This is a genomic window from Xanthomonas dyei, assembly GCF_002939865.1.
Classification (GTDB): Bacteria; Pseudomonadota; Gammaproteobacteria; order Xanthomonadales; family Xanthomonadaceae; genus Xanthomonas; species Xanthomonas dyei.
In genome coordinates this window covers 1-26632 of the sequence record NZ_MDEE01000030.1, presented here as the reverse complement: position 1 = coordinate 26632, position 26632 = coordinate 1, and the positions used below count along the sequence as shown (strand labels likewise).

Below are 26632 nucleotides of genomic sequence, written 5' to 3'. Positions count from 1 at the left end.
GGCGGCATTGCGCATGGCAGCAGACAACGCACGCGATGCCGCTGCAGTGTACCGGTCAGCCAATCACGACCTTGCGCATCCGCGTTGCCCGGCGTGCGACACGCAAACGGCAGGCAGCACACGGCAGGCGGGCATGCTCAGGCCAGCCAATCGCGCCAAGGCAGGCTGGGATCGCCCAGCGCGATGAAATCGCCATTGAGCAAGGTGTCGCGGCGGTTGTAGCGGAACGGCTTGCCGGAACCGCCGGCCAGCAGCACACCGCCGGCGGCGTGCAGCACGCACTGGCCGGCCGCGGTGTCCCATTCGGAGGTGGGGCCGAAGCGCGGATAGACATCCAGGTCGCCTTCGGCGATGCGGCAGAACTTCAACGACGAGCCTTGCGCCACCACGTCGATCTCCCCCATGCGCTCCAGCGCGGCCGCCGTGCGCGCGTCGCGATGCGAGCGGCTGGCAGCGACCCGCAAGGGTGTGGCGGCCGGTGTGCGGGTGTGCAGCATCTCGTCGCGGTCGCCGTCGCGGCGGAATGCGTTCTCGCCGCGTGCGGCGTACCAGACCCGGCCATCGACCGGCGCCTGCACCACGCCCAGCACCGGCGCGCCCATGTGGATGAGGGCGATGTTGACGCTGAACTCGCCGTTGCGTTTGACGAACTCGCGGGTGCCGTCCAGCGGATCGACCAGCCAGTAGCTGGTCCAGTATTGCCGCTCCTCCCAGGCCACGTGCGCAGATTCTTCCGACAGCACCGGCACGTCGGGCGTGACCCGGCGCAGGCCGTCGACGATGACGCGATTGGCGGCAAGGTCGGCCTGGGTCAACGGACTGGCGTCGTCCTTGATCTCCACCGCGAAGTCCTGCGCGTACACCTGCATGATGGCCTCACCCGCTTCGCGAGCAATAGCGATCACGGTTTCGCGCAGTTCCATCGGGATACGGATCATGGGTTGCGCTCCAGCCACTCGCGCGCAATGAACAAGGCGGCCAGCGAGCGGCCTTCGGAGAAATCGTCGCGCAACATCAATTCGTCCAGACGGGCGATTGGCCAGGGCACCACTTCCATCTCTTCCGGCTCATCGCCGACCAGGCGCTCGGGGTAGAGGTCGCGCGCCAGCACCAACCAGGATTGGTGACTCATATAAGTAGGAGCGAGCGTCATCGCGCGCAGCACCTGAACCTGGCGCGCGCCGTAGCCGGCTTCTTCCTTGAGCTCGCGGTCGGCCGCCTGCTCCGGCGTCTCGCCGGCATCGATGCGCCCCTTGACCAGACCCAGCTCGTAGCGGTGCACGCCGGCTGCGTACTCGCGCACCAGCAGAACGGTGGTCGCGTCGAGCATCGGCACCACGACCACGGCACCGTGGCCCTGGCTGAGTTGCCGTTCGTAGAGACGGCGCTGCCCGTTGGAAAACTCCAGATCCAGTTGCTGGCGACGGAACGGCCCGTCGCCCAGATCGGTGATCTTGTGGATGGTCGGCAGACGCGGGCTCATGCGTAGCACGCAGCCGCGGAGCGGACCGATAGAATAGGCAGATGCATCGACATGTTCATGAGCCCGAAATCCTAGCAGACCCTGCAGCCTCCGAAGCTGCCGAACATTGGCGGCAACGCGATCTTGCGGTGCTGTGGCACCCGTGCACGCAGATGCGCGAGCATCCGCACACGCTTCCGCTGGTCCCCATCGCCGGTGGCCAGGGTGCGTGGCTGATCGGTCACGATGGCCGTCGCTATCTGGACGCGGTCAGCAGTTGGTGGACCAACCTGTTCGGCCATGCCGAGCCGCGCATCGGCGCGGCCATCGCGCAACAGGCCGGCACCCTGGAGCAGGTGATGCTGGCCGGCTTCACCCACGCGCCGGCGGTGCAACTGGCCGAGCGCCTGCTGGCCATTGCGCCGCGCCAGCCCGACCGCGCACCGCTGTCCAAGGTGTTCTATGCCGACAACGGCTCGGCCGGCGTCGAAGTGGCCTTGAAGATGGCCTTCCATTATTTCCACAACCGTGGCGAGCATCGCCGCACGCGCTTCATCGCATTGGAAAACGGGTATCACGGCGAAACCATCGGCGCGCTGTCGGTGGGCGACATTCCGTTGTATCGGCGCGTGTATGCACCGCTGTTGTTGCAATCGCTGTTTGCACCGTCGCCCGACGCCTACCTGGCCGAGCCGGGCCAAAGTGCGGAGGACTACGCACTGCAGGCGGCCGACGCGCTGCAGGCATTGTTCGAACAATCGCCCGGCGAAATCTGCGCCTTGATTCTGGAGCCACGTGTGCAATGCGCCGGCGGCATGCGCATGTATCACCCGGCGTATCTGCGCCGCGCACGCGCATTGTGCGATGCGCATGGCGCGTTTCTGATCGCCGACGAGATCGCCACCGGCTTCGGACGCACCGGCACGTTGTTTGCGTGCGAACAAGCTGGCGTGATGCCCGATCTACTGTGCCTGTCCAAGGGACTGACTGGCGGCTTCCTGCCGCTGTCGGCGGTGCTGGCCACGCAGCAGTTGTACGACGCGTTTCTGGACGATTCGCGCGAGCGTGCGTTTCTGCATTCGCACAGCTATACCGGCAACCCGCTGGCGTGCGCGGCGGCATTGGCGACGTTGCAGATCTTCGCGGACGACGACGTGATTGCGCGCAACCAGCACACCGCCGCGCGCATGAACACCCTCGCTGCGCAGATCGGCGAGCACAGCGCGGTGGCGGACGTGCGCCAGGCCGGCATGATCGTGGCCTTCGAGCTGACCCAGGGCGGCGACAAACGCACTCCCTTCCCTGCTGCGGCACGGGTTGGATTGAAGGCGTATCGCGCGGCGCTGGAACGCGGCGTGGTGCTACGCCCGCTGGGCGACGTGCTGTACTGGATGCCGCCGTATTGTGTGGATGAGGCGCAACTGGCCTTGCTTGCCGCGACCACCCGTCACGCCATCGACGAGGCCGTCGCATGCGCCTGACCCGGTCCCATGTTGCGTTGCCGCTGCAGTGCGACCAGGAAGTGACCCTGCCCGAAGAGTCCGCCAATCATCTACTGCGCGTGTTGCGCCTGCGCGAGGGCGATGCCTGCATCCTGTTCAACGGCGATGGCAGCGACTACCACGCGCGGATCACCGTGGCTGGCAAGCGCGAAGCGCGTGCGCTGGTCGAGCGTGCGGAAGCGCTGTCCAACGAATCGCCCTTACGCATCACGCTGCTCCAGGGCATCGCACGCGGCGAAAAAATGGACTTGATCCTGCAGAAAGCCACCGAGTTGGGCGTGACCGCCATCGTACCGGTCAATGCCGAGCGCACCGAGGTCAAGCTCGATGCAGCGCGCACGGAAAAACGCATCGCGCATTGGCGCAGTGTGGTGGTGTCGGCCTGCGAACAATCCGGCCGCGCACGCGTGCCGACCGTCGCCGCGCCGCAGGGCTTGCAAGAGGCCGCGCAGGCCAGCGACCCGCAGGCGCGACGGCTGACCCTGGACCCGCAGGGCGAGCATCGCCTGTCCACCCTGAGTGCCGATATCGAGCAGGGGCTCATCGTGGCGATCGGGCCGGAAGGCGGCTGGTCGCCACGCGACCGCGCCACGCTGGCCGCTGCCGGTTTCACCGGCCTGCAATTAGGCCCACGCATCCTGCGCACCGAGACCGCCGGCCTGGCCGCCATCGCGGCATTGCAGGCGCGGTTCGGGGACCTATAGGCTCGAGGACTTGCAGGACATCGCGGTCGCTGATGCGCAGTGCAGGTAGTGTCGCGCCTCGTGTGACCGAACGATTGGCGACTCCGCACGATGGCGGGCAACCCACGTAGGAGCGCACCCGGGCGCGAGAAGCGTTACCGGTAACGCCCTGTCGCGCCCAGGTGCGCTCCTACGGTTTGCGGCGATGCGATTGCCGATAGAGGCCCGAGACAGCACGATTGGAGTTACTGCAAAAACGCACGACGCCCGACCAAGGCGTAGGAGCGCACCCGGGCGCGAGGGTGCCTTACCGGTAAAGCCCTGTCGCGCCCAGGTGCGCTCCTACGGTGTGTCGTGCGTCAGCGACCGTGTTGCAGAAACCAGCTGGCTGCGCCGATGACGCCAAGCTGGCCGTGTTCGACGATGCTGACCGGCACCTGCTCCAAGGCAGGACGCAGCGTGCCCTTGTCGAGCAGGCGGGCGGTGAAGTCGCTGGCGGCAACGAATTCGGCAATCTGCGGCAGGAATCCGCCAGCCAGATAGACACCGCTACGGATGCCGTAGAGCAGCATCATGTCGCCGACCACGCTGCCCATGAACCCGCAGAACGCCCGCAACGCGTCGCGCGCGAGCACGTCGTTGCCGGCCAATGCGGCGGCGGTGACATCGGCCGGGCCGTGATGCACAGCCGGCTCGCCACGCAGCGCGGCCAACGCGGTGTAGAGGTTCAACAGCCCCGGACCGGACAACAAGGTTTCGGTGCCCACATGCGTGCGCGTGCGACGCAGTTCCTGCAGCAAGGCCACTTCCAGATCGCTGGCGGCGGCAAGCGCGGCGTGGCCGGCTTCGGTCGGCAGCACCATCGGGTGGGCGCCGTTGGGAATCCACACCGCCGCACCCAGCCCGGTTCCCGGACCGAGGACCAAGGCCGGGCCGGGCGCGCCCTGAGCGGGGCCGGACAGCTGCATGACCTGATTGCCGGTCATGTAATTGGCCGCGTAAGCGACCGCTTCGAAATCGTTGACCAGATGCAGCGCCTGCATGCCGAGCTGGCGGCGAATCTGTTCCGGCGCCAGCACCCACGGCAGGTTCGCGGTGATCACGCTACCGTCTTCCAGCGCATAACCGGCACTGGCGATCACGCCGCGCCGCACTGGCGCGCATCCCATCTCGGCAAAGAACGCGGACATGATCTCGGCCAGGCCCGGGTAATCGGCGCAGCGGTACTTGCGATAGTCCAGCACCGTGACCGGCTTGCGCGTATCGGTGCTTGCGCAGACCAGCGCCAGGCGCACATGCGTCCCTCCCACGTCTGCGGCAACGAAGGTGTCGGGGCGCGGAAAGGCCACCGCTTCCATTGGGCTGCTTGCGCTCACGCATTCTCCTGATAAGTGGCAGCGGGCTGGCGTCATGTCCCGTTGTCCGACGAACGGCAGCGGGTAGACAACGTTGTCAGTAATCGCCCTGTAACGCAACCGTGGCGACGACGCTCAGGGCATTCTCCCGCACTACCCATCATCCACGAAAAATCCGCACGCATCACGGAGATTTCCGCACAAAATCCGAGCGCCCGCTGGCGAAACGCCGCTCAGCCATTGAGGGCGCCAATTGCGGATGCGTAGCACACCCCCATGTGTGCGCATGCTCGCAATTACTTCCGCAACCACGTCGCAGAAATGCTGCATTGCAACGCAATCGCAGCCACATCAGAGATCTGTGACGATGTGTTGACAACGCTGTCAGCGCTACGCGAGACTCGATCCAAATCGAGGTTCTGGCAGGAGGGGCCAGCAACTGTTCGGTACTGAAGAACGGCGCTTCCCTCGCCTGTCGGCCCAGATTCGCGAGTCGTCCGTCGCCAGACGTTCGACTCGCCGATGTCGCATTCGCTTCACCGCTTCACCACACGGGGGACACCTCCTCTACCACGCGAATCGACGCCACCTGCTGCCATTGCGGAGCGACGGAGTGCGATCACCGCGATCGGTCAGGGCGTGTTGTTTTGCCGGCCACGCCGAGCGCGTGACGCCATTGATGGCGGCGCGCTCACAGCACTAACCAATGAGGTTTAGCCATGCACAGCCGCACCACGACGTTAGCACTCTGTATCACCGCCGCTCTGTACTGCTCCGGCTCTGCAATGGCTGCCGGACAAGAACAACAAGCCCCGGCTGGCAGCACGCCGTCGGCCACCACCGAGTTGGATACGATCACCGTCACCGGTTACCGCGCCTCGCTGGAAAAGAGCCAGGCGGTCAAGCGCTCGGCCAACTCCATCGTCGATGCGATCAGCGCCGAAGACATCGGCAAGTTCCCGGACATCAATGCGGCCGAATCGCTGTCGCACCTGCCGGGCATCAGCGTCGACCGCCAGTTCGGCGAAGGCGAAAAGGTCAGCATCAACGGCACCGACCCGGCGTTGAACCGCGTGCTGCTCAACGGCCAGACCATCGCGTCGGGCGACTGGGGCGGCAACCCCACCGACACCAGCGGCCGTACCTTCAACTACACCCTGCTGTCGCCGGAAATCATCGGCCTGATGGAGGTCTACAAGACCCCTGAAGCGCGCATCGACGAAGGCTCGATCGGCGGCACCGTGATCGTGCACACCCGCAAGCCACTGGACCTGCCCAAGAACACCATTCGCGGTTCGGTCGGCTACAACTACAACGACCGGTCCGAAGAAGGCAATCCGCGCGGTTCGGCGCTGTGGAGCTGGAAGAACGACGACGAAACCTTCGGCGCGTTGATCTCCGCCACGCACGACAAGCAGGACCTGGCACGTGCCGGTATCGAGTACTTCGGCTACACCACCGGCGCCGGCATTCCGCCGACGGCCACCATCACCGGCGACGGCAGCGATGTGGCCACCGCACGTGTGCCGGCCGGTATCAGCAGCGCGTTCTTCCAGCAGACCCGCGAGCGCAGCGGCCTGCAGGGTGCGTTGCAGTGGAAGCCCAACGAGCAGAACGAGTTCAACCTGACCGGTCTGTACATCAAGGGCAAGTACAACAACTTCAGCCAGGCGCGTTATGTGTGCCCGGCCTGTAACGACGACCGCCAGAAGATCACCCAGGCCAATGTGCAGAACGGCGTGGTGACCTCGGCCACGGTCAGCGATGGCGCAGCCGGTCAGCCGTACGCGCAGCTGGATGCCAACTACCGCGAGAGCACCGTTACCACCAAGAGCCTGAACCTGCGTCACGACTGGTCCGGCGAGAAGTGGGTGTTCACCACCCAGGCCGGCTACACCGAGGCCACCGGCGGCAAGAACCCCGAATACCTGATGAAGTACCTGATGCAGGACGGTGGCTACAACTACGCGTTCGACGGCCGCAATACGTCGGTCAACTACGACAACGGCGGCGCCTCCAACTGGGCACTGCCGGGCAACCCCGCCGGTCTGGCGCCGGGCCAGGAAGGCAATATCCCGGGCACCACCACCGGCATCATGCAGGCCGGCGGTATCGCTTACCAGAAGAGCAAGGACGACGAAAAGTACTTCCAGTGGGATGCCGCGCGCGACCTGGAATGGGGCCCGTTCACCAAGCTGCAGTTCGGCTACAAGTACATCAACCACAACAACGGCGTCGACGCGCGCGGTAACCGCATCAACACCACCGACCCGGTGTCGCTGACGCAGTTCAACCCAGGCACCACACCCAGCAGCCTGTACGACGGCCTGGGTGCCAGCGGCGACTTGACCACCTGGCCAACCGCCAACCTGGGCGCCGTGCGCAGCTACTTGCTGTCGCAGCCGCAGGGCCCGTACCGCACCGATTTTGGCGCGTCGTTCGACGTCAAGGAAATCACTCAGAACGTCTACACGCAGTTGAACTACGAGACCGGCAAGTGGCGCGGTAACGTCGGCGTGCGCTTGGTCGACACCACCGACAAGTCGCAGTTCTGGCAGAGCAATGACGGCGGCACCAGCTTCCAGCGCGTGGCCGAAACCAATGACTACCGCAAGGCGCTGCCGAGCTTCAACCTAGCCTACGACATCACCGACGACACCGTGCTGCGCTTCTCGGCCGCCAAGGTCATCGCCCGTCCGCGTTACGCCGATCTGGCAGGTACGTTCACTGTCAACAGCGGTAACGGCAACCTGACCGCCAACGGCGGCAACCCGGATCTGAAGCCGTACGAGTCCACCAACTACGATCTGGCGGCCGAATGGTACTTCGCGCCGTCCAGCATGCTGTCCGGGGAAGTGTTCTACCGCGACATCAGTTCCTACATCGTCAACACCACGGTCACCCAGCAGCTGAATCCGGCACCGCCGGCCATCGCTGGCCTGTACCAGGTGACCACACCGGTCAATGTGTCCGATGCCAAGGTCAAGGGTGTGTCGGTCAATTACCAGCAGAGCTTCGGGCTGGGCTTCGGTTTGCAGGCCAACTACACGTTTGCCGAGTCCGATTCCAGCTCCGGTCTGAATCTGCCGTATCTGTCGCGCGATACCTACAACGTGATCCCGTACTGGGAACACGGCGACTGGACGGTGCGTGTGAACTACAGCTACCGCTCGAAGTACTTCACCCAGATCGGTCGGCTGGAGTCGCGTGACTTTGCAGATGCCTACAAGCAGCTGGATTTGAACGCCTCGTACCAGATCACCGACTACATGGGCATCACTTTCGGCGCGACCAACCTGCTGGATTCCACCTACCGGGTCTTCAGCAACACCCGCGATACCCCAACGGCGTTCTACAAGAACGGCCGCGGCTATCAGGCCCAGCTCAACTTCAAGTTCTGATGTAGCACCGGCGCGCCACCGACCCTCCACGGTGGCGCGCTTTTTTTGACCTGTGCGTTGCATGCAATACACAGCTCGATGTTGTACCAGGGAGTGGTACTGGCCACGCCCCTTCGCGGTTGAGGGAGCATGGCCAGGCCCGCTTTTGCCATCCACGTGCCGGCTGCGCTGCAACCGGCATGTCTCGCTTGAAGGAGTGCAGTTCCCATGACGACCGATAGCCGCATCCATGCGGCTCCATCCCGCCGCCACACCGGAGCTGCACCCAGAACGCGACTGCTCGCGCTCGGTCTGCTGCTGGCGTTGCCTGCTGCCACGCTCAGCGCGCAATCGCCCACTGCGGCCACGGCCACCACACTCAGCCCCGAGGTCATCGACCAGCAGTGGCTCGATGCCACCGCCAAGTACGCGCCCGAACGCGAGCGGCTGGTGCGCGAAGCCGAAGCCGGCGCGCGCAAGGGCCCGTTCCGCCCCGATTGGGCTGCGCTGAAGGCGTATCAATCGCCTGCGTGGTACGACAATGCCAAGTTCGGCATCTTCATCCATTGGGGCGTGTTCTCGGTGCCGGCGTTCGGCAGCGAGTGGTATTCGCGCAACATGTATCTGCAAGGCTCGAAGGAATTCGCCCATCACGTGGCGACCTACGGCCCGCAAGCGACCAGCGGCTACAAGGATCTGATTCCCAAGTTCACCGCACCCAAGTTCGACCCCACTGGCTGGGCCAAGCTGTTCCGGCAATCCGGCGCGCGCTACGTGGTGCCGGTGGCCGAACACCACGACGGCTTTGCGCTGTACGACTCCAAGTTGTCGGACTGGACCGCGATGAAGATGGGGCCCAAGCGCGACCTGCTGGGCGAGCTGTCCACCGCAATCCGTGCGCAAGGCCTGCACTTCGGTTTGTCGTCGCACCGCGCCGAACACAACTGGTTCTTCGATGGCGGGCGCACCTTCGATTCCGACGTCAACGACCCGCGTTATGCGGCGCTGTACGGCCCGGCGCAGGTGCGCCTGCCGGGCAAGGACGACGGCGATGTCGCCAACGACTGGACGCCGGTGTCGCAGGCCTGGCTGGACGACTGGCTGGCGCGCACCACCGAGTTAATCGATACCTATCAACCGGACCTGATCTATTTCGATTGGTGGATTGCCCACCCAACGTTCCGGCGCAGCCTGCCAACGATGCTGGCGTACTACTACAACCAGGGCGCGGCACGCACCGAGGCCGATCGTGGCGTGGTGGTCAACTACAAGCTGGGCGCCTTCCCCGAAGGCGCCGGCACGCTGGATATCGAACGCGGCCAGCTCACCGGCATCCACCCCACCCATTGGCAGACCGATACCTCGGTCAGCAATGCATCGTGGGGCTACATCGAAAACGACACCTATAAATCGCCCACTTTCATCATCCACATGCTGGCCGATGTGGTGGCCAAGAACGGCAACCTGATGCTCAACATCGGCCCGCGTGCCGATGGCTCGATCCCCGACACCGAGCGCGGCATCCTGCTGGCGATCGGCAAGTGGCTCAAGACCAACGGCGGCGCGATCTACGACAGCAAGCCGTGGCGCGTATATGGCGAAGGCCCGACCGAAGTGGTGGGCGGCACCTTCCAGGACGTCAAGACCAAGCCGTATACGTCCGACGATTTCCGCTTCACCACCCGCGCTGGCGCGCTGTATGCGATCGAGCTGGGTTGGCCGACCGATGGCGAGGCGGTGATCCGCTCGCTCACGCCGGCCGATGGCGTGCGCGGGGTCACTTTGCTGGCCAACGGCAAGAAGATCCCGTTCGAACAACGCGCCGATGGCCTGCATCTGCGTCTCCCCGTAAAGCCGGTTGGCGAGAGCGCGTACGTGTTCCGCATCGACCTTTCTTCCCCTACTCCCTGACGGATGTTGTCCTCCATGAGCAAACGATTGACCTGGATGTTGCTTTCGCTGGCACTGGCCTGCGCCCCGGCCCTGGCCAAGAACCCCACGGCGTTGTTCTATCTGATGAACACGCAGAAATCGACCAACTCGTTCATTGCCAACGTCGACAAAATCGATGTGGTGGTGCCGACCTGGTATGGCGTGGATCAGAATGGCCTGGTCAACGGCACGCCCAATATGTACCTGTACGACATCGCCAAGCAGAACAAGCTGCGGGTGATGCCGATCCTGTCGATGACCACCGGCCGCGACGGCTTCCACAAGCTGATGCACGACGAGGCGGCCAAGAAGCGCATGATCGAATCGCTGCTGATCCACGGCAAGCAGCACAAGTACTACGGCTTCCAGTTCGATTTCGAGAACATCGCCTGGACCGATCGCGACGCCTACACCTTGATGGTGAAGCAGACCGCCGATGCGCTGCACAAGGCCGGTTTCAAAATGTCGGTGGCGGTGGTGCCCAATGCACCGGGCCACGCCGAAGGCGGCCAGTTTTCCAAGTGGATGTGGGAATACTGGCGCGGTGCGTATGACCTGAAGGCGCTGGGCCAGGCGGCGGATCTGATCAGCATCATGACCTACGACCAGCACACCCGCTGGACCACGCCCGGCCCGGTCGATGGCATGGTGTGGATGAAGAAGCATCTGGATTACGCAACCACCCAGGTACCGAAAGAAAAGCTCTCGCTGGGCATCGCCACCTATGGCTACCGCTGGTTCACCGGCAACCCGGTGAAGGAAGACGGCACCGAGGCGTCGAACATTTCCGCGACCTATATCGATGCCGACGAATCCTTCCCGCTGGCGATCGAACAGAACGCCACCGTGCAATGGGATCCGGTCGAACAGGAATCGTGGTTCTACTTCTACCGCGACGATATGCGCGAGTGGGTGTTCCGCCCGGACGCGCGTAGCTTCAAGGCACGCTACGAGATGGCCAAGCAATACGGTCTGGAAGGCTTCAGCTGCTGGGTGCTGGGCGCCGAAGACCCGAAGGTGTGGGACGAGCTGCCGACCGCGCAGCGCTGATCCCTGTTGCATGCCTGGCGCACGCCGATGAAGCGTGCGCCAGTGCCTGTGTGAGTCGCTGCGGCTTTGCTACTGTGCGTGGCTGCCGCGCATCGCGCTCATCGGTATGACCGAGCGATGGTGTCGATGCGATATGGTGGTGTTCCATTTGGCTGCGCGCATGCAACCGCGCAGCGACACGCTCTCCGCTATTTCGGGATGTGATTGCATGATGTCCAACACCAGCCGTACGCCACGCATGTTGTTGTCGAGGGCGCTGTTGTTGGACATGCCGTCAGGCGAGAAGCCGTTATCGATGCAGTTGCCGTCGCGGTTGCTTGCACTGTCGTTGGCCGCACTGGCGCTCACCGGTTGCGGCAAACGCGACTTAGGCACGGCAGCGGCAGCGGTCAGTGCAGGCGCTAATGCGGCATCACCTTCCACAACTGCGCCGCTGCCGCTGATTCCCGCTCCGGTGGAGGCCAAGCGCAACGCCGGCAGTTTCAGCGTGGGCACCGGCACGGTGATCTCGATCGTTGCAGGCGACGCCGATGCGCGTCGCAGCGCCGAGTATCTTGCCGGCCTGCTCAAGCGCACACGTGGGCTTGCACTGGAAGTGCGTGCAGAAGCCACGCCCTCGCCGGCCAGCATCCGCCTGGAACGCAATGCGCAGGCAGCGGTGACGCAGAAAGAAGGCTATCGCCTGGATGTGGACGCCACCGGTATCCGCATTGCCGCGCGCGATGGCGCCGGCCTGTTTTATGGCGCAATCAGCGCCTGGCAATTGATGACCCCGGATGCGCGCAAGGGCGCGGTGGCGGTGCCCGGCGTCAGTATCCGCGACTGGCCGCGCTTTGGCTGGCGTGGTCAACATCTGGACGTGGCGCGCCACTTCCACGACGTGGATACCGTCAAGCATGTGCTCGATGCGATGGCGGTGCACAAGCTCAATGTGCTGCATTGGCATCTCACCGATGACCAGGGCTGGCGCATCGAAATCAAGCGTTACCCCAAACTCACCGAGGTCGGTGCTTGGCGCACGCCACCGGGTGCCGGCAGACACGGCACACCGGAGCGTTCCGGCGGCTTTTACACGCAAGAGCAGATCAGCGAAATCGTCGCGTATGCGGCGCGCCTGCACATCACCGTGCTGCCCGAGCTGGACATGCCCGGCCATGCGCAGGCGGCGGTTGCCGCCTACCCGGAAGAGGTGGGCGTCCCCGGCGTGCGCACCCAGGTGGGCGTGGACTGGGGCGTCAACCCGTATCTGTTCAACACCAGCGAACGCAGCCTGAGTTTCATCACCAATGTGCTGGATGAAGTGCTGACGTTGTTCCCGTCCAGCTACATCCACATCGGTGGCGATGAGGCGGTCAAGGATCAATGGGAGGCCTCGCCGGCGGTGCGCGCGCAGATGCGCAAGCTGGGCGTCAAGGATGCCCATGCCATGCAAGGCTGGTTCAACGAACAGCTGGCGCAATATTTAACTGCGCACGGCCGGCGCATGATCGGCTGGGACGAGATTCTGGAAGGCGGCGTGCCGGCCAGTGCGTCGGTGATGTCGTGGCGTGGCGTCGAAGGTGCGGTCACCGCCGCCAGACAGGGACACGATGTGGTGCTTGCGCCCGGCAACTGGCTGTATCTGGATAACCTGCAGACCACGCGTAGCGACGAGCCCAATGGCCGTCTGACGGTGTTGCCATTGTCGAAGGTGTACGCGTTCGATCCGGTCCCGAGCGACCTCACCGCCGAGCAGGCCAGGCATGTGTTGGGCGCGCAAGGCGCGTTGTGGTCCGAATACCTCCCCTCGCGCTGGCACGTGGATCACGCGCTGTTCCCGCGTCTGTCGGCGGTAGCGGAGATGACCTGGTCGCCGCCGAACGCACGCGAGTGGAAAAACTTTCTGGTGCGGTTGCCGGCGCAATTGCAGCGCTACAAGGCACTGGACATCGCCTACAGCGACGGCGCATTTGCTGCCGATATCGCGCTGGAAAACGGCCCCAACCCGGTGCTCGCCGGCAGCCCGGCCAAGGTAGCGCTGAGCACGCAGACTGGCGCAGGCGCACTGCACTACACCGTGGACGGCAGCGACCCTAGCCCCGCATCGCCGCGCTATGAGGCGCCGTTTACGATCAACCTGCCGACCACGGTCAAGGCCACCGCTTTCACCGCCGACGGCGCGCCGCTGGCGGCCACGCGCAGCCGCACCTTCGACCGTGCATCGCTGTTGCGCGTGGACACGCAAGGCCTGCGCGATTGCGTGGAGACCGGCGCGCTCGGCCTGCGCCTGCCGTTGCTGCCGGAGATGACCGGCGCCGATACGCCGGTTTACAACGTCGATCTGTTTCATGCCTGCCGGCTGTATCCGCAGGCACGCCTGGATGGCATCGGCGCGATCCGCATCGAGGCCGCGCGCCTGCCCAACAACTTCGGCCTGGCGCACGAGCAATCCAAGGTGGTGCAGTACCCGGCCAAGACCCGCGGCGGCGAGCTGGAAGTGCGCCAGGGCTGCGACGGCGAACTGATCGCCAGCGTGCAACTGCCCAAGAGCGACATCCTGGGCGAACAGTTCACCCTGGAAACGCCGCTGCCTGCACGCACCGGCACCCACGATCTGTGCCTGCGCTTCACTGCGCCGATTCGCGGCCCGTTGTATGCCATCGGCGCCGTCCAACTGATTGAAACCACCGCGCAGGCGCCCCCCGCCGCCACGCGCTGATCCATCCAAGGAGACTCACCCATGCCCCTGTCGCACCGCACTGCCCCCGCACTGTCCCCGCTCATTCCCGCCCGGCTCGGGCTTGCCCTGACCTTTGCACTTTCGCAGGCCTGGGCGGCACCGCCCACGGCAGTGACCCTGGACAGCGGCTGGCAGGTGCGCCTGGTGCCGGGGCAGGAACAGGCCAAGAGCTACCCCAAGGCGGCCAGCTGGATGCCGGCGCAGGTGCCGGGAGTGGTGCAGACCGACCTGATCGCCGCCAAGGTGGTGCCGGACCCGTTCCTGCGCGACAACGAGGGCAAGATCCAGTGGGCGGGCTTAAGCGATTGGCAGTACCAGACCCGCTTCAACGTGGATGCGGCCACGCTCAAGCGCGCGCATGTGGAACTGGTGTTCGATGGCCTGGACACGCTGGCCGAGGTCACCCTCAACGGCAAGAAGCTGCTCAGCGCCGACAACATGTTCCGGCAGTGGCGCGTGGACGCCAAATCGCTGCTCAAGCGCGGCGACAACGTGCTGGAAATCACCTTCTTCTCGCCGATCAAGAAGATCCAGCCGTGGCTGGCCAAGCAGCCATATGCGCTGCCGGGCGCCTACGATTCGGCGTTCGGCGATGAGCCGGATGGACGCCACAGTTCCACCTACGTGCGCAAGGCGCCGTATAGCTACGGCTGGGACTGGGGCCCGCGCATGGTCAATGCCGGCATCTGGAAAGACGTGCGCGTGGAAGCGTGGGATGCCGTGCGCGTGGACGGCTTGCATATCGACCAGCAGCGCGTGGACGCCGACAGCGCGCAATTGCAGGCGCAGCTGGAACTGCAGGCCGGCCGCAGCGGCCCGGTGCAGGTGACGCTGGATGTGCTGGGTCCGGATGGACAAAAAGTCGGCCAGTTCACCCAGGACGCGGTGGTCGACCCGGGCCAGAACCGCATCGATCTCGCAGTGCGGATTGCCAAGCCCAAGCGTTGGTTCCCGGCCGGCTACGGCGCACAGGACCGCTACACCTTCGTGGCCAGCGTGCGCGATGCCGATGGCGACAGCCAGCAGATCAAGCGCGTCACCGGCCTGCGTTCGGTGGAGCTGCGCCGCGAAAAGGACACGTGGGGCAAGAGCATGGAGATCGTGATCAACGGTATCCCGATCTTCGCCAAGGGCGCCAACCTGATCCCGCTGGATGCGTTTCCCTCGCGCGTCAGCCAGGAGCGCATGCGCAGCACCTTGCAGGATGCGCGCGATGCCAACATGAACATGCTGCGCATGTGGGGCGGCGGGCATTACCAGGACGATCACTTCTACGAGGTGGCCGACGAGCTGGGCATCATGATCTGGCAGGACTTCATGTTCGGTGGCGCAGTGCCGCCGTACGACGTGGAGTTCCGCGAGAACACGCGGCAGGAGGCGATCGAACAGGTCAAGCGCCTGCGCGACCACCCCAGCATCGTGTTGTGGTGCGGCAACAACGAAGTGCAGACCGGCTGGGAAAACTGGGGCGATCGAGTCAAGTTCAAGCAGTCGGTGGACCCGGAAGAACGCACCCGCATCGAGCGTGGCATGACCACGCTGTTCGGCACCGTGTTCCGCGAAGTGGTGGCCACCTACGATCGCGATGTGCCGTATTGGGCCACCTCGCCGGGCACCGATTTCGACGGTGGCGCCGACCAGGCCAACGATGGCGACATGCATTACTGGAAAGTGTGGGGCGGCCCGGCCCTGCCGGTGACCGAATACCTCAACGTCACCCCGCGTTTCATGTCCGAATACGGCCTGCAGTCGTTCCCGGACATGCGCACCGTGCGTGTGTTTGCCGATGCCGCCGACATGGACCCGGAATCGCCGGTGATGCGCGCGCATCAGAAGTTCGACAAGGGCAATGGCAACAAGCGGCTGATGCTGTACATCCGCCGCGAGTTCGGCGAACCCAAGGACTTCGAAAGCTTCGTGTATCTGAGCCAGTTGATGCAGGCCGAAGGCATCAATCTGGCTGCCTCGCACCTGCGTGCCTCGCGTCCGCAATCGATGGGCTCGCTGTATTGGCAGCTCAACGATGTGTGGCCGGGTGCGTCGTGGTCCAGCGTGGATTACTACGGCCGCTGGAAGGCGCTGCAATACCACGCGCGCCGCTTCTATGCGCCGGAGATGATCGCTGCGCTGCGTAATGACAAGGGCCAGACCCAGGTGTCGCTGGTGTCGGACCGCACCACGCCGCTTGATGCGCGTTGGCGCATGCGGGTGATGAGCATGGACGGCAAGGTGCTGAGCAAGCGCGAGCAAAAGGCCAGCGTCAAACCACTGAGCAGCCTGCAGGTGGGCAACTTCAGCGATGCGCAATTGCTGGGCAAGTCAGACCCGAAGCGCAGCTATGCGGTGTTCGAGTTGTTCGATGGCGAGAAGCTGTTGTCGCGCGAAGTGGTGTTCTTCGCGCCGGCCAAGCAGCTGGCGTTGCCGACCGCCAAGATCGACAGCCAATGGCGCGCCGATGGCGATGGCTACGCGCTGACCGTGCGCAGCGACACGCTGGCGCGCGAGGTGTGGTTGTCGTTCGGCGATCTGGAAGTGAACGTGGCCGACAACGCCTTCGACCTGTTGCCGGGCGAGCCGCTGACGGTGCACGTCTCCAGCAAGCTGCCGCTGGCGCAGGTGCAGGCCGCGCTGCAGGTGCGCGACCTGGCCAGCACGCTGGCCGGTGCGCCGCCGGAGCCGGCCGAAGCGAAGTGATGCGGCCCTCATCCGCCCTGCGGGCACCTTCTCCCGCAGGGCGGGAGAAGGAATCTCTGGCGATTGCAGGGCGATCAACTGCAGGACGATTAACAGAACGAGTGGATCACGTTTCCCATTGACACCCGAACACCTTGCCACCCGAGCACCGCAAGCATCTCCTTCTCCCACCTGCGGGAGACCGCGAGCATCTCCTTCTCCCGCCTGCGGGAGACCGCGAGCATCTCCTTCTCCCGCCTGCGGGAGACCGCGAGCATCTCCTTCTCCCGCCTGCGGGAGAAGGTGCCCCGTAGGGGCGGATGAGGGCAACGCTGTCCGTAGAAAAATGATTCCCCTTTTTAGTCCCTCATCAACAACAACATCAAAACAGCGCGTGGTGGCGGCAACACCACTGCGCAGGAGTGCATCGATGTCACCCGTGTTTGTATCGCGTCTTGCCATTGCCCTGGGCCTGAGCCTTGGGCTGCCGTGCATCGCGCACGCCGCCACCGCCGACCGCAGCGCCAGCCCCGAACAACGCGCCGCCGCACTGGTGGCGCAGATGAGCCGCGACGAAAAAGTGGCGCAGGCCATGAACGATGCGCCAGCCATTCCGCGCCTGGGCATCCCCGCCTACGAATGGTGGAGCGAAGGACTGCACGGCATCGCGCGCAATGGCTATGCCACGGTATTTCCGCAGGCGATCGGCCTAGCCGCCAGCTGGAACACTACGCTGATGCAGCAGGTGGGCACGGTGGTGTCCACCGAGGCGCGCGCCAAGTTCAATCTGGCCGGCGGCCCCGGCAAGGACCACACGCGCTACGCCGGGCTGACCATCTGGTCGCCCAATATCAACATCTTCCGCGACCCGCGCTGGGGCCGCGGCATGGAAACCTATGGCGAGGATCCCTTCCTCACCGGACAGCTGGCAGTGGGCTTCATTCGCGGCCTGCAAGGCGATGATCTGAATCATCCGCGCACCATCGCCACGCCCAAGCACATCGCCGTGCACAGCGGCCCGGAACCGGGCCGGCATGGTTTCGATGTGGACGTGTCGCCGCGCGATGTCGAAGCGACCTATACCCCCGCCTTCCGCGCGGCACTGGTCGATGGACAGGCCTGGTCGGTGATGTGCGCCTACAACTCTCTGCATGGCACACCGGCCTGCGCGGCCGACTGGTTGCTCAATGGCCGCGTGCGTGGCGATTGGGGCTTCAAGGGCTTTGTGGTGTCCGACTGCGATGCGGTGGACGATATGACCCAGTTCCATTACTTCCGCCCGGACAATGCCGGCGCGTCCGCCGCAGCGCTCAAGGCCGGCCACGACCTCAATTGTGGGCATGCCTATCGCGACCTCGGCACTGCCATCGAACGTGGCGAAGTCGACGAAGCGCTGCTGGATCAATCGCTGGTGCGCCTGTTTGCCGCGCGCTATCGGCTGGGCGAGCTTGAGGCACCGCGCAAGGACCCGTATGCGCGCCTGGGCGCCAAGGACATCGACAACACCGCCAACCGCACACTGGCCTTGCAGGCCGCTGCCGAATCGATCGTACTGCTGAAAAACAACGCCAATACCCTACCGTTGAAAGCAGGCACGCGGCTGGCGGTGATCGGCCCCAATGCCGATGCGCTGGCCGCACTGGAAGCCAACTATCAGGGCACCTCCTCTACACCGATCACCCCGCTGCTCGGCCTGCGCCAGCACTTCGGTGCGCAGCAGGTGCGCTACGCGCAAGGCGCGCCGCTGGCCGCCGGCGTGCCGGGCATGATTCCGGAAACCGCATTGCGCAGCGATGGCAAGCCGGGATTGCGCGGCGAATACTTCGACAATGTCGATCTGGACGGTAGCCCGCGCGTGGTGCGGCAGGACCGCACCATCAGCTTCAACTGGGATCAGGTCAGCCCGGCCAAGGGCGTGCCGGCCGATCGCTACGCGGTGCGCTGGAGCGGCGAGCTGTTGCCGCCGGGCACCGGCGATTACACCTTGGCGGTGCGCGTGGCGCGCTGCTTCGATTGCGCCGGGCATGACCCGGTGCGGCTCTACATCGACGACAAGCTGGTGGTGGCCGGCAACGCCGAAGACAAGCACGTGCCGGCCGGCATGCACAACGCCGATGGCCGCAGTGTGGAGACCGTGCTGCATTTCGACGACACCCGCCCGCGCAAGATCCGTCTGGAAATGGAGCATCGCGGCCAGGACCAGGGCCTGCGCCTGGAGTGGCTGGCACCGGCCGCCGCGCAACTGGCCGAGGCCGAACAGGCGGTGGCGCAGTCCGATGCGGTCGTGGCCTTCGTCGGTTTATCGCCGGATGTGGAAGGCGAGGAACTGCGCATCGACGTGCCCGGCTTCGACGGTGGCGACCGCAACGACATCGCCCTGCCCGCCCCGCAGCAAGCCTTGCTGGAACGCGCCAAAGCCTCCGGCAAGCCGCTGGTGGTGGTGTTGATGAGCGGCAGCGCGGTGGCGCTGAACTGGGCCAAGGCCAACGCCGACGCCATCGTGGCGGCGTGGTATCCGGGCCAGTCCGGTGGCACTGCCATCGCGCGCGCACTCGCCGGCGACGACAACCCCGGCGGACGCCTGCCGGTGACGTTCTACCGCTCCACCAAGGACCTGCCGCCGTATGTCAGCTACGACATGAAGGGCCGCACCTATCGCTACTTCAAGGGCGAGCCGCTGTTTCCGTTCGGCTATGGGCTGAGCTATACGAGTTTTGCCTACGACGCACCGCGCCTGTCCACCAGCACGCTGCAAGCCGGCAGCACGCTGCAGGTGACCACCACCGTGCGCAATACCGGCAGCCGCGCCGGCGATGAAGTGGCGCAGGTATATCTGCAGTATCCGGACCGCCCGCAATCGCCGCTGCGCAGCCTGGTCGGTTTTCAACGCGTCCACCTCGCGCCCGGCGAACAACGCGAACTCACTTTTACGCTGGATGCGCGTGCACTGAGCGATGTGGACCGCAGCGGCCAGCGCGCGGTGGAGGCCGGCGATTACCGCGTGTTTGTCGGCGGTGGCCAGCCCGGCACCGGCGCCGCGGGCGAAACGGCGGCATTGTCGATTACGGGGCGCTCGCCGTTGCCGAAGTAATCGGCACGGCTGATACGCACCCGGCGGCGGCCACAGCCGTCGCCGGGTGCGTCATGCACGCGTGTTGCGGTGCATCGCACGACCGCCATATCGCGGCGGTGCGCAGCCGAATTGGCGTGCAATCGGCAAGCAACGCGATGATGTCCGCACAGACTTCACACCTGCTTGACAGACCCAAGCATGAGGTCTATCACTGGCTGCGGTCGGCAATCCACGCCATCGGCGATCGGTACGACTCACTTCGACGGCAACAGCGTTTCCACGCGGCACGCACACTGGGAGAGGATTGTATGCAGCAGCGTCGTATCCACCCGCGTATCCGTGTTGCCGTGATCGCTGCCATGCGGGTGCAGCGCGCATGACCAAGCACTACAAATTGAGCGCCATGCGCTCGCGTTCCAAATGCATCGCCGGCTACTCGCCGCCACGCCACTGACGCCTGCAACGCTGTTTTAGCTGGCAGACGCTCCGGCGTATTTTCCGTTCGGCCTTTCGCACACGCATCGCGCGTGGCGTTTATTGCCGTGCGCGTGTATCGCCGTGCAGATCGTCTGCCCTGACACAAGGCATCGCAAGGCCGTTACCCCTGGTAACGCGGCCCAGCATCTGGCGAGGTGGCATGTGCACAAGCGTGAGCGTTTGACCCGCAAGCAATTGATCGTGGCGGTCCTGGCCGTGACCGGCATGGCCTCGGCCGCAACTGCGTTGGCAGGCACGGTGGAGGGAACCCTCAAGGAACGCAGCAGCGGCAAGCCAGCCGCCAATGCGAAGGTGCGCATCGCCGGCACCGCGTACAGCGCGGTAGCCGATGCACGCGGGCACTTTGTCATCCACGACGTACCGGCCGGGCAGTACGCACTGAATCTGGACTACCCCGGTTTCAGCGCGGTAGAGACCAGCATCAAGGTCGGCGACAGCGGCACCGCTGCAGTCACTATCGCACTGGACGAGGTCAAGCAACTCAAAGCGGTCAGCGTGGTGAGCAACCGCTACGACGCCAGCGATCTGAAGATCAATGCAGCCAATACCGTCGATGTGCTGTCCGCCAACGATCTGCAGCGCACCGCCGTGCACAACGTGGCCGAAGCGCTGGGCCTGATCGCCGGCATCAACATCACCAGTACCGGCTCGGGATACTTCGGCGGCATCGATGGCGCCGCACGCGGCGAGGGCATGTTCGCCTCGGTGCGCGGGCTGCCGTCCGAATACAACGTCAACATGATCGACGGCGTCACCGTGGCGCAAGGCATGCCGTATAGCCGCAGCGTGCAACTGAGTTTGTTGCCGCCCACCGGCCTGCAGACCATCGTGGCCAACAAGACCTCCACCGCCGACATGGACGGCGATGCGATCGGCGGAACGCTGGATTTCCGCACCCCCACCGCCTACGACTTCAAGGATGTGAGCAGCGGCAGCGTTACCGGTAGCGGCCGGGTGGAAAGCCGTGCGCGCGATTACGGCGGCGATGGATTGGGCGGCGAGTTCCAGCACAAGTTCGGCGACGCGCAGCAGTTCGGCGTGTATGCCAGCGCCTACTACGACTACCGCACCACCACCAACAGCGAAGTGGCCGCCGCCACCAGCGCGCTCAACGATGGCTCGTGGGAGTACTTGAACACCGATGCCGGCGGCGGCAACGCGGCCGGTTTCGATCAGCAACACAACCTCACCAGCACCGGCATGAATGTCGGTATCGCCGCGGGATGGGAGCGCCGTTACGGCGGCAATGCCTCGTTCGACTGGCATGTGGACGACAGTCTGTCGCTGTACGCGCGCATGACTTACGCCTACGCCAAGACCGAGCAAGGCACCACCTTCGTCCAGTTGCTACCGCAGGATGTGCGCTACGTACCGAGCGGCACGCCGGGAGGTTTCACGCCCGACATCGGCCGCATCGCGGCGCGCTTCTGGTACGAAACCAATCCGGAAATCGCCGACCTGGCGACCTTCCAGATCGGCGCAAAAAAAACGGCAGGCGGCTGGACCTTCATGCCCAACCTGTTCTATAGCTTCGGTGACAACGACCGCCCCGACCATGTCGAAATCGACGGGCGGCAAGACAAGTTCACTCAGGACAACTACGCCTATTCCGGCAACACGTTCGTGCGCTACGGCGGCGGTGCATTCCCCTACCCGCAGCTCACACCCGCACTGCTGGCGCAGGTCAACAATATCCCGGCGTTGTTTGCCAGCAGCTATGGCGAGCAGACCAAGATCTACTCCGGCCAGAAGAAAGGCGGCGCGCGTTTCGATACCCGCTACGACTTTGAAGATGGCGCGCTGCGGTCGGTGCAGCTCGGGGTGAAGTACAGCAAGAGCAGCCGCCGCTACACCAATCGCGACTGGTATACCGGCGGCGTGGACGGCACCACCACGCTGGGCGATCTGGGCATCTTCACCGGCACCTATGCATCGATCTTTCCCGGTAAATACGCCTGGAATACCCCGCGCGTGAGCGAAGCGGCGGTGGCCGGCGTGATCGCCCAGCACCTCACCGACGACGACCTGGACACCTGCGGCAGCGCGTTCTACGTCAACAACTTCAACTGCAACACCATGCGCGGCACCGAGGCGGTCAGCGCCGCCTATGCCACCGCCACCTTCACTGTGGGCAACCTGGATATCGTGCCGGGCGTGCGCTTCGAACACACCGGCATCGACAACACGTTCTGGGTGAGCCCAGTGGATGCGGACGGTAACCAGATCGTCGGTTACTTCGACCACAACAGCACCTCCTACAACGAACCGCTGCCCAGCGTGTTCCTGACCTGGCGGCCGAATCTGCGCACCGCGTACCGTGCGTCGCTGTGGACCAGCTATACGCGCCCGGCGTTCGTGCAATTGGGCGGCGGCAGCCAGATCGACATCTCCAATGGCGTCACCACCATCACGCAAGGCAATCCGGATCTGAAGCCGATCGAATCGACCAACCTGGATCTATCCGGCGAATGGTCTACCGAACGCGGTGGGTTCTTTTCGCTGGCCGGCTTCTACAAGCAGCTGCGCAACTACATCTACGACGCCGGCTCGGCCCAGGCCAATAGCAGCACCACCGGCAGCGGCACGGTGCTGTACCACATGCCCACCAATGGCGGCGACGGCAAAATCTACGGGGTGGAACTCAGTGCGCGGCAAAAGTTCCAGGACCTGCCGGCGCCGTTCGACGGCCTGGGCATAAGTGCCAATGCCACCCGCCAACACGCGCGCGCCGACCTCGGGCTGGACGGCTTCGACAACGAACACATGCAATCGGCGCCGTCGGCGATGGCCAACCTGGAACTGTTCTACGAACACAGCGGTTTTTCGTTGAACCTGAGCTATCACTTCAGCAGCTCGTACCTGCTGGGCTACGACTTCCTGCATGAAGGCGCACCGTGGAACGACCTGTGGGCACGCCCGACCCGGCGCGTGGATCTGCACACCGGCTACCGTTTCGACAACGGCGTGAGCATGGACGTATCGATCTCCAACCTGACCAAGGAATACAGCTACTGGGCGCATGTGGGCCGCAGGAATCTGGCGATCTCCGACATCGTCGATGCCGGCAGCACAGCGCTGTTGACGGTGAAGTACGCGTTCTAGCGCAGCGGTGCATGACGCCGTGTCGCCGCTGCCGGCGTGGCGACGCCTTCCCTTTCGGCTGGAGAGACGATGAAGCGCAGGACCTTGTGCACGTTCGGCCTGTTCGCCCCGTTGGGCTTGGCGGCCACACCAGCGCTGCGATCGCCGGCGCGCACCGCGCTGCCGGCGCCGCTACCGGATGGGCAGCCGCATGCGTTCGGATTCGCGCACGGCCGCTTCACCCTGGACGGGCAGCCCTGGCAGCTGCGCAGCGGCGAAATGCATCCGCTGCGCATCGCGCGCGCCGATTGGCTACACCGCATCCGCATGGCCAAGGCGATGGGGTTGAACACCATCGCGCTGTACCTGATGTGGAACGCGCTGGAACGCGAACCGGGGCAGTTCGATCTGCACACCGGCGAGCGCGACTTCGTCGCCTTCATCCGGCTATGCCAGCAGGAAGGGATGTGGGTGTATCTACGGCCCGGCCCGTACGTCTGCGCCGAGTGGACGCTGGGCGGGCTGCCGCCGTATCTGCTGCGCGAGCCGGGCATGCGCCTGCGCGATGCCACCGACGCGCACTACATGGCGGCGGTGCAGCGCTACATCGACACAGTGGCGCCACGGATCGCACCGCTGATGGCTAGCGCCGGCGGCCCGGTGCTGATGCTGCAGATCGAAAACGAATACAACATGCACGGCGCCGATGTGGGCTATCTGCAGGCCTTGGCAGCGCTCTGGCGCGCGCACGGCATCGCCGGCCCATTCTCCCTGGCCGAGGGTCTGAAGGATCTGCGTCGCCGCAAGGCGTATCTGCCTGGTGCTGCGCTGGGCCTGGATGGTGCGGACATGGCAGACCTGCAGGCCGCCAAGCAGTTCGCAGGCAACGCGCCGGTCTGGGTGGCCGAAGGCTATCCGGGCTGGTTGACGCATTGGGGCGACGACGACGTTGCGCGGCGCGATTACGCGCCGATGCTGCGGCAACTGATGGCCGCCGGCGAATCGTTCAATCTGTATGTAGTGCACGGCGGCAGCAACTTCGGCCTCAGCGCCGGTGCCAATGCCGAAGACGACGGCTCGCAATTCCAGCCGGCGCTGACCAGCTACGACTACAGCGCTCCCATCGACGAAGGTGGACGTGCCACACCCGCTTACATGACGCTGCGCGGGATCATCGCAACGCATCTCGGCACATCGCTGCCGCCAATACCGGCTGCGCCGCCGCGCGCGCGTTTTGCATCAGTCATTGCCCGCCCGGTGGCCGCGCTCTGGGACAACTTGCGTGTCGACCCCGTACACACCGAGCGGCCCACCGACAACCAGACCCTGCTCAAGCAGAACCTTGGATTGGTGGTGTACCGGCGCCGCATCGCGGCCGGCGCGCACCTGCACCTGGGGCACGTGCACGACTACGCGGTGGCGCAGCTGGACGGTGCCGAACTTGGGCATGTGTCGCGCATGCAGCACGCACGCCTGCACAGCGACCCGCAGCTGGCATTGCCGCCGTCCACCGCGACCGAGCGCACCTTGGAGGTGTTGGTCGACAGCTTCGGGCATATCAATTTCGGCCCGGCGTTGGGCGATGCAAAAGGCTTGCTGGGCCCGGTGCAGCTGGATGGCAAGGAGCTGCACGATTGGCAGGCATTTGGCCTGCCGCTGGACGGCGACCACGCGCCGACGCTCCGCCCGCTGCACGCAGCACCCACGCGGCCCGGCCTGTTCTTCGCTGCCGACATCGCGTTGGAGACGGTCGGCGACATCTACCTGGACATGGGTCAGTGGCGCAAAGGCTATCTGTGGATCAACGGCCGCCTGCTCGGGCGTTACTGGAACATCGGCCCGCAGCAGGGTCTGTTCTGCCCTGGCGCGTGGCTGCAGCCGGGCAACAACGCAGTGCTGGTGCTGGATCTGCATCAACTGGAACCCGCCGCCATTCACTGCGCCGATGGGCTGACCTCGGCACACAACGCGCCCCCTGTCGCGGCACTCGCACACCCAGAGCGCTGCGCATGTTGACCGCCCCCATCGCGCCACTTTCGGCCGCGCCCGTCGCTGCACCGCCGCGCACGCTCGGCGTGTGGAGCGCGCTGTCGGCCAACCTGCTCAACATGATCGGCATCGGCCCGTTCATCACCATTCCGCTGGCGTTGTCGGCGCTGGCTGGGCCGGCGGTGTTGCTGGGCTGGGTCGCCGGTGCGCTGCTGTGCCTGTGCGATGGACTGGTGTGGGCCGAACTGGGCGCGGCGATTCCGCGCTCGGGCGGGCCGTATCACTATTTGCGCGAGGCCTATGGGCGCGAACGCTGGGGGCGGCTGTTCGGCTTTCTGTATCTGTGGCAAACGCTGTTGACCGCCCCGCTGTCGGTGGGCTCGGCAGCGGTGGGCTGCGCGCAGTACCTGGCCTTCCTGATGCCGGGGTTGGGCCATGCCCAGCTCACCGCGATCGCGATGACGCTGTGCGCGTTCAACACGCTGCTGCTGTATCGCAAGGTGCGCTCGGTGCAGGTGCTGTCGCTGCTGGTCAGCGCGGTGGTGATCGGCGCTTGCGTGTGGATCATCGGCAGCGGCGTGCTGCATTTCGATGCCGGCATCGCGGCAGAGTTTCTGCACGCACGTCCGGCCTCGCCGCATGGGTTCTGGTTGGGCTTCGGCGCGGTGGCGCTGATCGCGGTCTACGACTATGGCGGCTACAACAACGTGTGCATGCTCGGCGGCGAAATCCGCAGGCCGCGGCGCACGATTCCGCGCGCGGTGCTGCTCTCGATCCCGATCGTGGCGCTGCTGTATCTGGGCCTCAACATCACCCTGCTCGGCGTGCTGCCGTGGCAACAGGCCGCGCAGTCGAAGGCGGTGATGGCCGACTTCATGCAGACCATCTACGGCCCCATCGGCGCCACGGTGGCGGTGGCACTGATCGCGCTGGCCGCGTGGGGCTCGGCGCTGGTGGTGCTATTGGGCTATTCGCGGGTGCCGTATGCGGCCGCTGCGGCCGGGCAGTTCTTCGCGGTGTTCGCGCGGCTGCATCCGCGTGGTGGATTTCCCACCGTATCGCTGCTGTTCGTCGGCGCAACCTCGACACTGGCCTGCCTGCTGTCGCTGGAGGATCTGATCGCCACCTTGATGATCATCCAGATCCTGAGGTTTCCCCACATTTTTTTCTGCGAGATCAAGTGCTTGCTGGGCCAGGGTGTGGAAGAAGGTGCGCGCATGGTGCACGCTTCAAGG

General features: G+C 65.0%; 15 protein-coding genes. 11 read left to right on the top strand and 4 right to left on the bottom strand.

Annotated features, from left to right (window positions below; translation table 11 throughout):
- Positions 1–137: 137 nt before the first annotated feature.
- Both cysQ and nudE read right to left on the bottom strand, forming a co-directional pair.
- A complete protein-coding gene (gene cysQ / locus XdyCFBP7245_RS17110) occupies positions 138–938 on the bottom strand; it encodes a 3'(2'),5'-bisphosphate nucleotidase CysQ (protein ID WP_104616722.1) in 801 nt (266 codons plus the stop codon).
- Entirely contained in the window at positions 935–1483 is a 549-nt protein-coding gene (nudE, locus tag XdyCFBP7245_RS17105; RefSeq protein WP_055849296.1) for an ADP compounds hydrolase NudE, read from the bottom strand. Before nudE ends, cysQ begins: the two co-directional genes overlap by 4 nt.
- Positions 1484–1524: 41 nt before the next feature.
- Between nudE and bioA the strand changes: the two genes are divergently transcribed.
- A complete protein-coding gene (gene bioA, locus XdyCFBP7245_RS17100) occupies positions 1525–2943 on the top strand; it encodes an adenosylmethionine--8-amino-7-oxononanoate transaminase (protein ID WP_104616720.1) in 1419 nt (472 codons plus the stop codon).
- On the top strand, positions 2934–3668 hold the full coding sequence (locus tag XdyCFBP7245_RS17095) for a 16S rRNA (uracil(1498)-N(3))-methyltransferase (RefSeq protein ID WP_104616719.1): 735 nt from the start codon (positions 2934–2936) through the stop codon (positions 3666–3668). The genes bioA and XdyCFBP7245_RS17095 overlap by 10 nt, the downstream gene beginning before the upstream one ends.
- A gap of 338 nt (positions 3669–4006) precedes the next feature.
- Here the strand turns inward: XdyCFBP7245_RS17095 and XdyCFBP7245_RS17090 are convergent, their stop codons facing one another.
- Complete coding sequence (locus tag XdyCFBP7245_RS17090) at positions 4007–5005, bottom strand: glucokinase family protein (RefSeq protein WP_211287728.1); 999 nt, start codon at positions 5003–5005, stop codon at positions 4007–4009.
- A gap of 716 nt (positions 5006–5721) precedes the next feature.
- Between XdyCFBP7245_RS17090 and XdyCFBP7245_RS17085 the strand changes: the two genes are divergently transcribed.
- The 5 genes from XdyCFBP7245_RS17085 (at position 5722) to XdyCFBP7245_RS24210 (ending at position 16777) form a co-directional block, all read left to right on the top strand.
- The gene (locus tag XdyCFBP7245_RS17085; RefSeq protein WP_104616717.1) at positions 5722–8403 is read left to right on the top strand and encodes a TonB-dependent receptor; all 2682 of its coding nucleotides are present in this window, start codon (positions 5722–5724) and stop codon (positions 8401–8403) included.
- Between the two features lie 207 nt (positions 8404–8610).
- Entirely contained in the window at positions 8611–10293 is a 1683-nt protein-coding gene (locus XdyCFBP7245_RS17080) for an alpha-L-fucosidase (protein WP_104616716.1), read from the top strand.
- A gap of 3 nt (positions 10294–10296) precedes the next feature.
- Positions 10297–11364 carry a glycosyl hydrolase family 18 protein gene (locus tag XdyCFBP7245_RS17075; RefSeq protein WP_170068692.1) on the top strand — a complete coding sequence of 356 codons (1068 nt, stop codon included), beginning with the start codon at positions 10297–10299 and terminating at the stop codon, positions 11362–11364.
- 208 nt (positions 11365–11572) lie between these two features.
- Positions 11573–14062 carry a family 20 glycosylhydrolase gene (locus XdyCFBP7245_RS17070; protein ID WP_386261633.1) on the top strand — a complete coding sequence of 830 codons (2490 nt, stop codon included), beginning with the start codon at positions 11573–11575 and terminating at the stop codon, positions 14060–14062.
- 21 nt (positions 14063–14083) lie between these two features.
- Complete coding sequence (locus XdyCFBP7245_RS24210) at positions 14084–16777, top strand: beta-mannosidase (RefSeq protein ID WP_104616715.1); 2694 nt, start codon at positions 14084–14086, stop codon at positions 16775–16777.
- Positions 16778–16866: 89 nt separating this feature from the next.
- Here XdyCFBP7245_RS24210 and XdyCFBP7245_RS24060 read toward each other — a convergent pair whose 3' ends face one another.
- On the bottom strand, positions 16867–17034 hold the full coding sequence (locus XdyCFBP7245_RS24060) for a hypothetical protein (RefSeq protein ID WP_158255520.1): 168 nt from the start codon (positions 17032–17034) through the stop codon (positions 16867–16869).
- 152 nt (positions 17035–17186) lie between these two features.
- Between XdyCFBP7245_RS24060 and XdyCFBP7245_RS17060 the strand changes: the two genes are divergently transcribed.
- The 4 genes from XdyCFBP7245_RS17060 to XdyCFBP7245_RS17045 all read left to right on the top strand — a co-directional run.
- Positions 17187–19847, top strand: coding sequence for a glycoside hydrolase family 3 protein (locus tag XdyCFBP7245_RS17060; protein WP_104616714.1), 2661 nt, complete (start codon positions 17187–17189; stop codon positions 19845–19847).
- A gap of 684 nt (positions 19848–20531) precedes the next feature.
- Positions 20532–23429, top strand: coding sequence for a TonB-dependent receptor (locus XdyCFBP7245_RS17055; RefSeq protein ID WP_244907839.1), 2898 nt, complete (start codon positions 20532–20534; stop codon positions 23427–23429).
- Between the two features lie 69 nt (positions 23430–23498).
- Positions 23499–25424, top strand: coding sequence for a beta-galactosidase (locus XdyCFBP7245_RS17050; protein ID WP_104616712.1), 1926 nt, complete (start codon positions 23499–23501; stop codon positions 25422–25424).
- Positions 25418–26632, top strand: a 1215-nt coding sequence (locus XdyCFBP7245_RS17045; RefSeq protein WP_244907838.1) for an APC family permease, incomplete at its 3' end; no start/stop codon positions are given. The genes XdyCFBP7245_RS17050 and XdyCFBP7245_RS17045, both read left to right, overlap by 7 nt.